Origin of the sequence: Salinivibrio siamensis (assembly GCF_001996005.1) — a bacterium.
Lineage (GTDB): Bacteria > Pseudomonadota > Gammaproteobacteria > Enterobacterales > Vibrionaceae > Salinivibrio > Salinivibrio siamensis.
Window position 1 is genome coordinate 43,121 of the sequence record NZ_MUFB01000001.1, and the last position, 12,769, is coordinate 55,889.

Consider the following 12,769-nt stretch of genomic DNA (forward strand, 5'->3'; position numbering starts at 1 on the left):
GAGAAACCCATACACAACACTATCAGGAGATACACCATGTACACAGATATGTTTAAAGCGTTTTCTGAGCAATCTGAAAAAGCCCTGGCTCCCTATGTTAATTTCAACAAGTTGGTAGCCAAAAATGTTGAGACGCTGACTGAGCTACAAATGAATGCTATGCGCACCTATAGCGAGCTCGGTCTAGAGCAAATGAAAGCAGCCAGCGAAGTGAAAGATGTCTCAAGTATGACGTCATTCAGCAGCCAACAGCTGGCCGCTTTGACCAAGCTGTCTCAGCAAATGATGGATGACAGCGCCAAGCTGCAAAACATCGCCAAAGAGTTTAAAGAAGATATCGACAAACTCACGGCTGAGAATATGAAAGCCGGCACCCCAGCATAAAGGCAGGGTTTTTGCACGAGTGCCTGCTGTCATTGACGGCAGGCCTTTGTAGTGCTTATCCGATCAAGAGGGCAAGACTATGTTTCATCACTTCTTTTCGGACTACCTTGCCAGGCTGCAAGAACAAAACCAGCAATGGTGGCAGGATCTTGAGCAGGGCAAGGCAGCCGTAAATACACCGTTCAATCAAGCCATGCAGGAAGTCAGCCTGCAAGACACTGCTCAGTTGCTGGAAGGCGCGGCTCAACAACCCGCTGCACTTCTACAAGTGCAAATGCAGTGGTGGGAACAACAGATGCAAATCTGGCAGAACGCCATGCTCGCGCGTGATAACACGGGAGAGGTAGTGAGCGAAGGCAGCGACGATAAACGTTTTAAGGATAAGGCTTGGCAGGAAGATGTCCTTTACAACTTTATCAAACAGTCCTATCTGCTGTTTGGGCGTACCTATATGGAAACCATCGATGCCATTGAAGGCCTTGATGATAAAACCCGTGAACGTCTCTCATTTTTCTCACGCCAAGCGATTAACGCCATGGCCCCGAGTAATTATATTGCGACTAACCCTGAACTGCTCAAAATGACACTGGAGTCTCAGGGCGAAAATCTACTGCGCGGCATGGAACAGCTTAAGCAGGATATGGAGTCTAGCGCGGATATTCTTAAAGTGCGCATGACCAATAATAACGCGTTTCGCGTGGGTGATGATGTCGCCAACACACCTGGCGACGTGGTGTATAAAAATGAGTTATTCGAACTCATTCAGTATCGTCCGATGACGGAAAAAGTGCATACCACCCCCATCTTGGTCGTGCCTCCGTTCATCAACAAATACTATATTCTCGACTTACGCGAGAAAAACTCACTGGTTCGTTGGTTGGTTGAACAAGGGCATACGGTATTCTTGATGTCCTGGCGTAACCCCTCTGCCGAACAAGCCGAAATTGGTTTCGAAGACTACGTGACCCAAGGCACCGTCAAGGCGGTCAGTGCCATCGAAGACATTACCGGCCAATCACAGATTAACGGTGTGGGTTACTGTATTGGTGGTACCGTTCTGGCTTGTACTATCGCCTACTATGCTGCGAAGCGCATGAAAGCACGGATTAAATCGGCGAGTTTCTTCACCACCTTACTCGACTTCTCGCAGCCGGGGGAAATTGGTGCCTACATCAATGACAGCTTGATTCGAGCCATTGAAGCGCAAAACACGGCGCGTGGTTATATGGATGGCCGTTCACTCAGCGTCACCTTCAGCTTGCTTCGCGAAAACAGCTTGTACTGGAACTATTACATTGAGAACTATCTCAAGGGAAATAGTCCTGTCGATTTTGACTTGCTGTATTGGAACAGTGACAGCACCAATGTCGCCGCGAAGACACATAACTTTATCCTGCGCGATTTGTATCTTGAAAACAAATTGGTGCAAGACAAAGGGGTCAAAGTCGGTGGCGTCTGGATTGATCTCAATAAGATCAAAGTGCCCAGCTATTTCATTTCAACCAAAGAAGATCACATCGCACTTTGGCAAGGCACCTATCGTGGTGCACTGAATGTTGGCGGGAATAAAACCTTTGTACTGGGCGAGTCAGGGCATATTGCCGGTATCGTGAACCACCCCGTGAAGAAAAAATACGGTTTTTGGACCAACGATAGCTTGCCTGATAGTGCCGATGAGTGGCTCGATAATGCGTCACATCACACAGGCTCTTGGTGGACCCACTGGGAAAAATGGTTACGTAGCTACAGTCCAGAAGAACAAGTGGAGCCATACTCAATAGGATCTGAGACCTATCCTGTGCTTGATACGGCGCCCGGCGAATATGTTCGCCACGTTCTGCCGATTGAAGCGGAGGCTCAGCAAGCTCAGGCAACACCAACCCCTGAAGAAGAACAGGCCTGATCAGACATCACAGCCTGCGTCTCAACATTGAGAATAATGGTGCACACTCGGTGGTAAACGCTGAGGTGCACCTTTTTTTATATGATTGAACTACACTCAAAGCCATGGAAGCAAAACGGTGTAGCGTCAATATGAGATGGGCATGGTACTGTCTATTAACCACTCTTCTTTTCATTTCGATGAGCGTACAGGCTCAAACACTGCGTCTGACATCGGGTGAATATGCGCCCTTTATTACTCAGACTGTGCCTGATGGAGGCCCGATCACTGAAATCGTGATGCAGGCGGCGCAAGAGGCAGACATCGCGGTATCACTGGGTTATTTCCCATGGCATCAGTCGATGAATCTCGCTCAAACCGGCGAATGGGACGGCACCATAGGCTGGGCCTACACACAAGAACGTGCGAATAACTTCATCTACTCGGACCCAATTTATACCGAAAGCGTTGGCTTTTTCTACCTTACCGAACGCGAGTTTGATTGGCAGTCCCCACAAGATCTTGATGGCTTTGCCATCGGGGTGACCAAAGGCTTTATTGACGTTAAGACACTGACTGAACTGCAAAAGTCAGGCGTCGACGTTAAAATCCAAGAATTCCTTGATGAAAAATCAAAAATCGATGCGCTACTCGCTCAGCAAATCGACTTGGCGTTAGGCAACATAGACGTACTCAAAAGGGTGATCGCACAAGAGGTGGCCCCCAGCCAAAAACAAAACGTTGCCCATCATCCGCGACCAATAAGAATTACCCCGCTGTACGTTTTATTTAGCCGACAAACAAAGCAAAGCTATGATCAGGCAGAACGCTTTAACAAAGCATTACGGCGACTCAAAGCGGATGGGCGGTATCAAATGATCTGGAGTCATTTTCGCCACGCCCACTACAATCATTAGGCCTTGGCCGTAACGACGTTTTATATCTTGGAGGTGTTATGCGGCGAATACTGCTCGTGACCCTGCTCCTTTATTTACCTTCCATCGCCGCCGCACAGGTTCAGCTAAAATTGTTGGCAGGCGATTACCCCCCTTTCCTCTCAGATCGCTTAGCGCATCAAGGGGTGATTGCCTATATCGTTAAAGAAGCAGGGAAGCGACAAGGACTAGAGATAGAGATCGCGTTTACACTTTGGCAGCAAGCAAAAATGAAGGCGCAAGAAGGCGCGGTTCATGGGACCGTTGGCTGGGGCTACACCCCAAAACGTGAAAATGACTTTGTTTACTCTGCTCCCATTTATACCGAAACCGTGGTGTTTTTTCATCTCAAAAACCGACACTTTGATTGGCAGTCGTTAGCCAGCCTAAACGGCTTACGCGTCGGGCTCAGCGAGAGCTATATAGAAGATGCCATGCTGGCAAACTTTAATCAGCAAGGTGGCGACGTGGTGATACGCCGCTATCCTAACGAAGTCGAGAAGCTGCGCAGCTTACTCACTGGCGAAACCGATGTGATTATTGGTAACCAATATGTAGTGATGGATATCCTACGCACTGTGATGCCTGATGACACGCGTCAGCACATCACTTTTCACCCTACCCCTCTGCGTGTCACCCCCCTCCATGTTCTACTGAGTCGCCAGCATCCTGAGAGCACACGCTGGGTAGAACGCTTAAACCGTGGTATTCATCAACTCAAAAGCAGTGGCGATTACCAAAGAGCATGGAGTGCGTTTCGTATGGGCGAATTTGGCTTACGCGCCCTTCCCCCAGAGTAAAGCAGACTCAGCCAGCCTGCTCGCGACGCTGATCAGCAGCGATTAGCTTTTGTAAAATGCGCGAGACAGCGACAAAACCAAAACTCGCGGTCACCATGGTTGCCGCCCCAAAACCACTGGCACAGTCCATGCGTTTGGGTCCCTCGGCTGACACTTTGCTTTCACACACACTGCCATCAGGCTGAGGGTATTTGAGCTGCTCGGTAGAATACACGCAATCAATGCCAAACTTACGTCCCTGGGTTTTCGTGAAGCCATGAAAACGACGAAGGTTGTTACGCAGCTTCGCCGCGAGCGGGTCTTGAATCGTTTTAGTCAAATCCGCCACTTGGATCTGAGTGGGGTCGATCTGTCCACCCGCACCACCCACGGTAATGACTTTGATTTTGTGCCGCTTGCAGTGAGTCAATAGAGCCGTTTTGGGCTTGATGCTATCGATAGCATCAAGCACATAATCAAAGCGCTTGTCGATGTACTCAGCAATATTATCCGGCGAGATAAAGTCATCAATCACAGTCACTTGGCATTCTGGATTGATCGCCGCGACACGCTCAGCCATCACCTCGCTTTTGCTTTGGCCGATAGTCTCTTTCAAAGCATGAATTTGACGATTGGTGTTGGTGACACACACATCATCCATATCAATTAATGTCATTGCCCCCACACCGGTTCGCGCTAACGATTCTGCCGCCCACGAGCCAACACCACCAATGCCAATCACACAGATGTGGCTTTGACTAAATACTTCGAGCGCACGCTGGCCGTAGAGCCTTGCGGTGCCTCCAAAACGTTGCCAATAGGCATCTGATAACTGGCGTGTCATACCCGTCTCTTTGTTCATCAAACCGAGGGGCGTTATACCGACTTGCTCGATAATTGTCTAGCGGGATCCCGCGCAAAGCGGTCACAAAGCCAATGCACAACTTGGCTAACGCCTGCGGCGCGCTGCTTGTAGCTTGCACTGTAGAGGTAATAACCATAGCCGCTATCAATACCTAGCCCCAAAGGATTCACGACTTTTCCTTGTCGCAGACTGGTTGTCGCCATAAAGGTAGGAATTAATGCCATCCCCATGCCTTGCTGCACCCCCTCCAATGCCATAAAAAAGTGCTCAAACCCCGCGCCATACTGCGGGTTGCTATCCGTTAAGCCAAATTGCTGCCAAAAATGTTCCCACAGTGTCGGCCTGGTCAGGTGAGAAAGCACCGGCACCGTAGCAAGTAGCGCCGCACGCTCAATAGGCTGAGGGACAATAGCGGCAGCGGCTAATAAAGATAGGTGTTCATTAGCCAGACAGATTGACTGGGAGCCTGCTTGTTGATGTGGCTGGCAACGGATGAGGATATCAACCTCTTTTTCTTTCCCCTGCGGAATAGAATCACTCGCGCTGACCGTCACCGATACCGACGGATAACGAGCTTTAAAGTCTGGTAGTTGCGGGATTAACCACAGACTGGCAAAAGATGGCGGCACCAGCAAGCTGACCGACTCTTGCTGGACACTCTGTTGACGTGCGTAAGCCGTCGCGTTGGCAATTTCATGGATCCCTGAGGAGACTGATTGAAGATAAGTCTCTCCAATGGCATTGAGCACCACCCCATACGCAGTCCGCGCAAACAAGGGTTGTCCAATCCACTGCTCTAGCTGTTGGATTTGTTTACTGATAGTACTTTGACTGACATGCAATACCTTAGCCGCTTCCGAAAAGCTGCCTTGCTGGGCGACCACTACAAACGCTTGTAACACTCGCATCGATGGCAAACGCGCTTCCATTCCCATTCCTTTTTTTCATGCCTGGTGAAAATATATCCTTTGTCGCGCAAAATACAATCGGTTCATACTCATGTGCAAACGTCACTATGAGGCAATCGTATGAGCCACGTATTTCATCGCCACTGTCATCACGAGCTTCCTACTATCGCGAGCGGTCACGGCATGTATCTGACTGACACGCAGGGAAAGCGCTACCTAGATGCATGTGGCGGTGCCGCGGTATCTTGCCTTGGTCATCATCATCCTGCGGTATTGGATGCGATTCGCGCCCAACTCGAGGCTATTCCCTATGCGCATACTGGCTTTTTTACCTCCGAGACCAGTGAAGCACTGGCCGACATACTCACTGACTTAGCACCGGCGACGATCAATCATGCCTACTTGGTCAGTGGCGGATCAGAGGCGATGGAAGCGGCATTAAAACTGGCACGTCAATATTGGGTGGAAGTTGGCCAGCCGCAGCGCCAACACTTTATTGCCCGACGCCAAAGCTACCACGGCAACACACTTGGCGCGCTGTCCGTGGGAGGTAACGCATGGCGTCGCGCGCCCTTTGCACCTTTATTAATGGATACCAGTCTGATTGCTCCCTGTTACGCCTATCGCGATCAGCGTCCCGATGAGACCGCTTACGAATATGGTCAGCGGGTGGCCAACGAGCTTGAAGCCATGCTGTTAGAAAAAGGTCCGGAGAATGTCATCGGGTTTGTGGCTGAGCCTGTCGTTGGCGCGACAGCTGGCGCATTGACGGCCGAAGCAGGCTACTTTACGCGTATTCGTGAGATCTGCGACCAATACAATATTTTGCTGATCCTTGATGAAGTAATGTGCGGTACGGGACGCACTGGGCGCTTTTTCGCCTTTGAGCATGAACATATCGTTCCAGATATAGTGGCTATCGCCAAAGGGCTAGCCGCCGGTTATCAGCCTATTGGCGCGACGCTTGTGGCTGACCCTATCTACAACGCGATCGCTAACGGCTCGGGCTTTTTCCAACATGGCCACACCTTTATGGCACACCCTACTGCCTGTGCTGCAGGGCTCGCCACATTAAAAGCAATCCAGCAAGATAGTCTAATAGACGCCGCCGGCCAGCAGGGAGAGGCGTTAAAAGCCACCCTCACTCATCATTTTCATTCCCATCCTTTTGTCGGCGACATTCGTGGCCGAGGACTCTTTCTCGCGCTTGAGTTGGTGGCAGACAAAGCGTCAAAGCAGCCTTTTTCGTCTACATTGCCGCTAGCGAAACAAATCAAACAAACTGCGCTGGAAAACGGCCTGATGTGCTATCCCATGGGCGGCACCATTGATGGCAAACAAGGGCACCATATTTTATTGGCGCCTCCCTACATCATTAAACAGCCACACATTGATGAGATAGCCGAAAAACTAAGGATAACCTTAGACACCTGTTTGCCACACTAAGCAGTCTGTCTTGCTCTCAACCCAGGCTTAAGGAGAAAAGATGACCGATACACGCACCATCATGGTTGCCCCCAATGGCGCGCGGCTGCAGCCTTCCCAGCATCATGCCGTCCCCATTGATACGCCATCACTGATTAACTGCCTGCAAGCATGCGCTGACGCCGGTGCCGCCATGGCGCACATTCATGCACGAGATGAGTCTGGCGCGCATAGTTTGGACCCCATTCTCAATCATCGGCTTTATCAGCAAGTCCAAGATGCGGTCGGTGATCGCATGGTCATTCAACTCACGACCGAAGCCGTGGGTCGCTATCGCCCCTCAGAGCAAATCGCGTTAGTGAAAGCCGTAAAGCCTGAGGCCGTCTCCATTGCGCTCAGAGAGCTGGTACCTGATCCCTCCGAAACCACCGAGGCCAGAACATTTTTTGCGTGGCTACATCACCATGCTGTTTACACGCAGTTTATTCTCTATCACCCCCAAGATGTGGCGCGCTATCGTCAGCTACGTCACTCCGGCATTATCCCGCCAAAGGGGCACCATTTACTGTTCGTCGCAGGCCGGGATCAAAGCCCCCCATTTGGCCACCCAGAAGACATCATCGCCATGTGGCAAGCGCTCCCCGACCATGACAACCTGCGATGGTCAGCCTGTGCATTTGGCCACCATGAGATCCGCTGTCTAACGACCGCCGCGCTCCTGGGAGGAGACATACGAATCGGCTTTGAAAACAACACCCAACGCGTTGATCAACGCCGGGCCATAGATAACGCAGCTCAGATCACAGATTTACGCAACACACTGGAAAAGCTGGGATATTGTACTAAACCTGTACAAGCACTAAGGCAAACCATGACCCAATCGTTTTAACCCAATACAATTGCTTGCAAATATTGTTAAAAGATTGAAAAAATAGCGCGGTGACACTTTTTTGTCATATTGTCATTGAGTGTTATACAACTTCGAGGGTGCGCCCGGATAGCAACCTCTAACTTAAAAAGGAATCTTAAGCATGAAAGCGATGAAACCTACCCTTATTGCGCTCGGCTTTTCTGCCGCACTAGGAACCGCGGCAAGCGCGCAAGCGAACCAGTTTGTGACCATTGGTACTGGCGGTGTGACTGGTGTTTATTACCCAACAGGTGGCGCTATTTGCCGTCTCGTCAATAAGAGCAAAGATGACCACGGCATCCGCTGCTCGGTAGAGAGTACAGGCGGTTCAATCTACAACATCAACACCATTCGTGCTGGCGAGCTCGATATGGGTATCGCCCAATCTGACTGGCAGTACCATGCTTACAAAGGCACCAGCAAATTTAAAGATCAGGGCGAATTTAAAGAGCTTCGCGCCGTTTTCTCTATTCATCCAGAACCGTTTACCGTGGTAGCACGTGCCGATGCGGGCGTAAAAACCTTTGATGATCTGGAAGGCAAGCGCGTTAACATTGGTAACCCTGGCTCGGGCCAACGTGGCACTATCGAAGTATTGATGGATCAAATGGGCTGGGATATGGACAAGTTCGGCCAAATTTCTGAGCTAAAAGCGGCCGAGCAATCCAAAGCGCTGTGTGATAACAAAATTGATGCCATGGTGTACACCGTGGGTCACCCAAGTGGTGCTATCCAAGAAGCGACTACCGCATGTGACAGCGTATTGGTTGAAGTCGCGAACGATGCAGCTAAACAGCTGATTGAAGATCGTGACTATTACCGCCAAGCCACTATCCCTGGCGGTATGTACCGCGGTAACGACAACGACGTCACCACCTTTGGTGTGGGTGCGACGTTCGTTTCTTCCACACAAGTCCCAGAAGACGTTATCTACAACGTGGTTAAAGCGGTATTTGAAAACTTTGATGACTTCCGCCGTCTCCACCCAGCGTTCGCTAACCTGAAGAAAGAAGAAATGGTACAAGACGGCCTGTCTGCACCGCTTCACCCAGGTGCAGCGCGTTACTACCGTGAAGCCGGGTTGATTGAGTAATCAAACCCCGCTTACCAAAAAGCGAGCGTTATACGCTCGCTTTTTTATTTTCTAAGGGCCTCACCTAACCCGTTATTATGGCTGGCTCACCATTTGTGGCGCTAAGGCGTCCAGTTTCCAAACCCGACCAAAGTGCTTGTAATGCCCGGCTTGCTCGCCTGCTTTACGGCCCATACCATGATACAAGTCCAGATGATTCTCTTTCACCGCGCCACCGGTATCTAATGCCATCAGAAGCTTTAATACATGCTCGCCCGTCCATTTGCCTTGCTCATCCAGCTGAGGCACTTCAGCCAGTAACACAGAGCCCATGGGTAAATAACGTCTATCCGCCGCCACTGACGCCCCGGCTTTCAATGGAATACCTGCCGTACCACTGACAGGATCAGCTGCCTTAGGGGTAAAGAAAACATAAGAGGGATTTTGCTCGAGTAATTCACGCACTTCATCTTTACTGTGGGCAGCCACCCACTCTTGGATCGCTTTCAGCGACATTTCTTCGCGCGGCACTTCCCCCCTCTCGATCAGTACTTTTCCAATGCTGACATAAGGGTGACCATTCTTGCCACCGTAGGCAAAATACTCCAGTTGGTCGTTATCGCCAAAATGCACAAAGCCGCTGCCTTGTACTTCCATAATAAAACTATCGATAAGGGAGGCGCTGTAGCCCAGCTCTAAGCCCTGCCCATCTAACGCCCCAGCATAGATAGCAGCACGGTCTGGACAGTCCTCACCACAAGGGGGCTTGGCGTAGACAGGATAGCGGAACAGGGCATCCGGTTGGTGACGCATCTCTATCACAGGAGAGAAATAACCGGTAAACATCACGTTACCAAAATCATCTCCCCCTGCCATTTGGTTCACCCCTAAGCCATAATCCGCAAGTGCCTCAATCTCGCCTCCCGCGTCCAACCAGGCTTGCAAACGCTGATAAACCGCTTGATGCGCCGCCACTAACGAGGGTGAGTTGGCAGTCACCTCCGCTAATTGCTCATTGAATAAACTAAAGTCTCGCGGGCTTTCAGAGACCACTTGTGGTACCGGGGTGAGTATCGATTCAAATCGCCCATCCACATATTGTTGGCCCCGGTCAGTGGGACGCATACACCCTGCGAGTGCCGCCACACACGCCATCACGACTAACGCTTTTTTCACACCATATTCCAATCAGTGAGTTAATAGCGCTAAGGCTCGCAAAAACCGCCCCGCTTCGCAATCAGTTCTCAACGTTAAGTTTGTAACTGTCTGCAAACCAATACAGATTTATTGTGACCCTATTCAGCTTACTTCCTTTACCAAGGCGACATTCATCAAAGTGTCATATAATTATTATGTACTGTCCTTGCAACAAAACTGCATAGAAAGTGCAACATAAAGGAGTAAAGCAGCGATGGATTTAAAAGTTGGGCGTTCAACGCTACTTGATAGTGATGCAGTGGAGTACCAATGGATCCGGATGATGGCCAGCGAAGGCTGCACTCGCCAAGTGATTAATGCCAGTATTCAGCGTTGTCTGGGTGGTGATGCGCAAACCGCCGATCTCTTGCGAAAGGTGGCGACGAAACAGTGCTCGGTCAACGAGCTGCTCACCACGTTGGAATCACAGCACTACTGATCCAGGTCGCATTGGGGATAACACTTCCTCTTATGAGCGTTTATCTTTAGCAAAAAAAGATGTGTAGTGAGCAGGTTCAATACGCTCGAGCGTCTTTGCGTCTTCAACCCGGTACAGGTAGGTTTCCGTTCCTATCGTGTATTTAAGCTGATCACCATCAAACTGGTACTCAGTGGTGGCGCGACTCCCATTGGTGTAGACACCATCAGGACGTATTTCAAATCGGTCGGCTGCATAAGGAGCCACATCTTGTTCTACCCATTCGCCATAAAGCTGTTTGTCTGTCATATGTGGCGCAAACAGCTCTGGGCGGGTGGCCACGGTAAAACTCACCCAGCCCAGTACGAGAACAATCACCAGCATGATAAATTGTTTGGTTAACCGCACGCTACAACCTCACTTATTGGTTTTATTGTGATTTTAACGAACTAACTGACCCACATTGATAAACCACTTGCGAATCTTGAGAGATAGTTCCCAAACATTGCGCGAATAATGATAAACGTAGTGCAAAAAACATCACGATGCAGAGTACATCCTTGCCTCTCCTCTGCAATTATCTACTTGCTTGGGGGTTGACACACACCGAACAAAAAGAATAAAAAGGCAATATTAGTGAATAATTAAACGGATGAGCGCGTGAAAATAAGAAGTACCGCCCTGGTTAAAGGATTTCGCCAATCGGCGCCGTATGTCAATGCTCACCGAGATAAAACCGCGGTGATCATGCTTGGCGGCGAGGCCATGGCGGATGAGAACTTTCAAAATATCGTCAATGATATCGCGCTACTCAATAGCCTAGGCATGAAGCTGGTATTGGTGTTTGGCGCCCGCCCGCAAATCAATCGCACCTTAAATCAGTACGGACTGGAAACACCGTATCACAAAGGAATACGCATCACCGACAGCCACGCGCTTGAAGTGGTCAAACAAGCCGCCGGCCAAGTGCAGCTCGACATTACGGCGCGTTTATCCATGGGACTCAACAATACGCCCATGGCGGGCGCTCAAATTAATGTGATCAGTGGCAATTTTGTTATTGCTCAACCGCTGGGCGTCGACGAGGGCATTGATTACTGCCATAGTGGCAAAATTCGCCGCATCGACATTGACGGCATTCAGCGCCAGCTCGATCAAAACGCGATTGTGCTGATGGGGCCGGTAGCCAGCTCAGTGACGGGGGAATGCTTTAACCTCACCTCCGAAGAAGTGGCGACTCAAGTCGCGATTCGATTACGCGCAGATAAGTTGATTGGCTTTTGCTCCGAGCAAGGGGTCTTAAACCAAGACAATGAGGTGATTTCTGAGTTACTGCCCACCCAAGCCCAACCGCTTTTAGAAGCCAGAGAAGCCGCTGGCGATACCGGCTCTGGCACCAGTCGCTTTTTACGAGGCGCGATTGCCGCGTGCCGGGCGGGGGTTACGCGTAGCCATTTGATCAGCTATAAAAAAGACGGCGCCTTGATCCAAGAGCTGTTCTCGATTGAAGGGATCGGCACCCAGATCGTGATGGAGCGTGCCGAAAAAGTGCGCCAAGCCCAGATTGACGATATCGGTGGGATCTTGGATTTGATCCGCCCGTTGGAGCAACAAGGGATCCTAGTGCGCCGCTCACGAGAACAATTGGAGCAAGAAATCCCCCGCTTTACCATCATCGAACGGGATGGATTAGTGATAGGCTGCGCTGCCCTCTACCCATTTAGTGAAGCGCGCACCGGCGAGATGGCGTGCGTCGCCATTCATCCGGATTATCGTGATGGCGACCGCGGCGTCATGCTGCTCAATCACCTCAAACAACGCGCCAAAGCCAAAGGGCTCGAAACCATTTTTGTGCTCACCACCCACAGTCTGCATTGGTTTCTAGAACAAGGCTTTTTGCTCTCCGATGTATCAGCACTCCCCAACACTCGCCAAGAGCTGTACAACTATCAGCGTCGCTCTAAGGTGCTGACTTTAGCGCTTTAGCGGGTTTC

The 12,769-nt window shown here is 50.4% G+C and carries 13 protein-coding genes; 9 read left to right on the forward strand and 4 right to left on the reverse strand.

What is annotated here, in order from left to right:
- Positions 1-36: 36 nt before the first annotated feature.
- The 4 genes from BZG73_RS00210 to BZG73_RS00225 all read left to right on the forward strand — a co-directional run bounded on the left by BZG73_RS00210 (position 37) and on the right by BZG73_RS00225 (position 4,001).
- Complete coding sequence (locus BZG73_RS00210; protein ID WP_046074153.1) at positions 37-384, forward strand: phasin family protein; 348 nt, start codon at positions 37-39, stop codon at positions 382-384.
- 79 nt (positions 385-463) lie between these two features.
- On the forward strand, positions 464-2,287 hold the full coding sequence (gene phaC, locus BZG73_RS00215) for a class I poly(R)-hydroxyalkanoic acid synthase (protein WP_046074152.1): 1,824 nt from the start codon (positions 464-466) through the stop codon (positions 2,285-2,287).
- A gap of 179 nt (positions 2,288-2,466) precedes the next feature.
- Positions 2,467-3,183 carry a substrate-binding periplasmic protein gene (locus BZG73_RS00220; protein ID WP_158010031.1) on the forward strand — a complete coding sequence of 239 codons (717 nt, stop codon included), beginning with the start codon at positions 2,467-2,469 and terminating at the stop codon, positions 3,181-3,183.
- A 38-nt stretch (positions 3,184-3,221) separates the two neighbouring features.
- Positions 3,222-4,001, forward strand: coding sequence for a substrate-binding periplasmic protein (locus BZG73_RS00225; protein WP_077667298.1), 780 nt, complete (start codon positions 3,222-3,224; stop codon positions 3,999-4,001).
- Between the two features lie 7 nt (positions 4,002-4,008).
- On the opposite strand, the gene tcdA is transcribed toward BZG73_RS00225, so the two are convergent.
- Positions 4,009-4,824 carry a tRNA cyclic N6-threonylcarbamoyladenosine(37) synthase TcdA gene (tcdA, locus tag BZG73_RS00230; protein WP_077667299.1) on the reverse strand — a complete coding sequence of 272 codons (816 nt, stop codon included), beginning with the start codon at positions 4,822-4,824 and terminating at the stop codon, positions 4,009-4,011.
- 32 nt (positions 4,825-4,856) lie between these two features.
- Positions 4,857-5,774, reverse strand: coding sequence for a LysR substrate-binding domain-containing protein (locus tag BZG73_RS00235; protein WP_158075255.1), 918 nt, complete (start codon positions 5,772-5,774; stop codon positions 4,857-4,859).
- A gap of 99 nt (positions 5,775-5,873) precedes the next feature.
- Between BZG73_RS00235 and BZG73_RS00240 the strand changes: the two genes are divergently transcribed.
- The 3 genes from BZG73_RS00240 (at position 5,874) to BZG73_RS00250 (ending at position 9,181) form a co-directional block, all read left to right on the forward strand.
- A complete protein-coding gene (locus tag BZG73_RS00240; RefSeq protein ID WP_077666546.1) occupies positions 5,874-7,199 on the forward strand; it encodes an aspartate aminotransferase family protein in 1,326 nt (441 codons plus the stop codon).
- Positions 7,200-7,239: 40 nt separating this feature from the next.
- Complete coding sequence (locus tag BZG73_RS00245; protein WP_077667301.1) at positions 7,240-8,067, forward strand: BKACE family enzyme; 828 nt, start codon at positions 7,240-7,242, stop codon at positions 8,065-8,067.
- A gap of 142 nt (positions 8,068-8,209) precedes the next feature.
- Positions 8,210-9,181, forward strand: coding sequence for a TAXI family TRAP transporter solute-binding subunit (locus tag BZG73_RS00250; protein ID WP_046074145.1), 972 nt, complete (start codon positions 8,210-8,212; stop codon positions 9,179-9,181).
- Positions 9,182-9,256: 75 nt separating this feature from the next.
- Here the strand turns inward: BZG73_RS00250 and mltA are convergent, their stop codons facing one another.
- The gene (mltA, locus tag BZG73_RS00255; protein ID WP_077667302.1) at positions 9,257-10,336 is read right to left on the reverse strand and encodes a murein transglycosylase A; all 1,080 of its coding nucleotides are present in this window, start codon (positions 10,334-10,336) and stop codon (positions 9,257-9,259) included.
- Positions 10,337-10,571: 235 nt separating this feature from the next.
- On the opposite strand from mltA, the gene BZG73_RS00260 reads away from it, so the two are divergent.
- Positions 10,572-10,796: a hypothetical protein gene (locus BZG73_RS00260; RefSeq protein WP_046074144.1), complete on the forward strand. Its 225-nt coding sequence runs from the start codon at positions 10,572-10,574 to the stop codon at positions 10,794-10,796.
- Positions 10,797-10,826: 30 nt separating this feature from the next.
- Here the strand turns inward: BZG73_RS00260 and BZG73_RS00265 are convergent, their stop codons facing one another.
- On the reverse strand, positions 10,827-11,183 hold the full coding sequence (locus BZG73_RS00265) for a DUF2850 domain-containing protein (protein ID WP_046074143.1): 357 nt from the start codon (positions 11,181-11,183) through the stop codon (positions 10,827-10,829).
- Positions 11,184-11,435: 252 nt separating this feature from the next.
- Here BZG73_RS00265 and argA point away from each other — a divergent pair, with 252 nt between their 5' ends.
- On the forward strand, positions 11,436-12,761 hold the full coding sequence (argA, locus tag BZG73_RS00270; protein WP_046074142.1) for an amino-acid N-acetyltransferase: 1,326 nt from the start codon (positions 11,436-11,438) through the stop codon (positions 12,759-12,761).
- Positions 12,762-12,769 lie beyond the last annotated feature (8 nt).

Excerpts from the sequence above, each read along its gene's own strand:
- BZG73_RS00210 (WP_046074153.1), top strand. The coding sequence starts at position 37 with ATGTACACAGATATGTTTAAAGCGTTTTCTGAGCAATCTGAAAAAGCC.
- phaC (WP_046074152.1), top strand. The coding sequence starts at position 464 with ATGTTTCATCACTTCTTTTCGGACTACCTTGCCAGGCTGCAAGAACAA.
- BZG73_RS00220 (WP_158010031.1), top strand. The coding sequence starts at position 2,467 with ATGAGCGTACAGGCTCAAACACTGCGTCTGACATCGGGTGAATATGCG.
- BZG73_RS00225 (WP_077667298.1), top strand. The coding sequence starts at position 3,222 with ATGCGGCGAATACTGCTCGTGACCCTGCTCCTTTATTTACCTTCCATC.
- tcdA (WP_077667299.1), bottom strand. The coding sequence starts at position 4,824 with ATGACACGCCAGTTATCAGATGCCTATTGGCAACGTTTTGGAGGCACC.
- BZG73_RS00235 (WP_158075255.1), bottom strand. The coding sequence starts at position 5,774 with ATGGAAGCGCGTTTGCCATCGATGCGAGTGTTACAAGCGTTTGTAGTG.
- BZG73_RS00240 (WP_077666546.1), top strand. The coding sequence starts at position 5,874 with ATGAGCCACGTATTTCATCGCCACTGTCATCACGAGCTTCCTACTATC.
- BZG73_RS00245 (WP_077667301.1), top strand. The coding sequence starts at position 7,240 with ATGACCGATACACGCACCATCATGGTTGCCCCCAATGGCGCGCGGCTG.
- BZG73_RS00250 (WP_046074145.1), top strand. The coding sequence starts at position 8,210 with ATGAAAGCGATGAAACCTACCCTTATTGCGCTCGGCTTTTCTGCCGCA.
- BZG73_RS00260 (WP_046074144.1), top strand. The coding sequence starts at position 10,572 with ATGGATTTAAAAGTTGGGCGTTCAACGCTACTTGATAGTGATGCAGTG.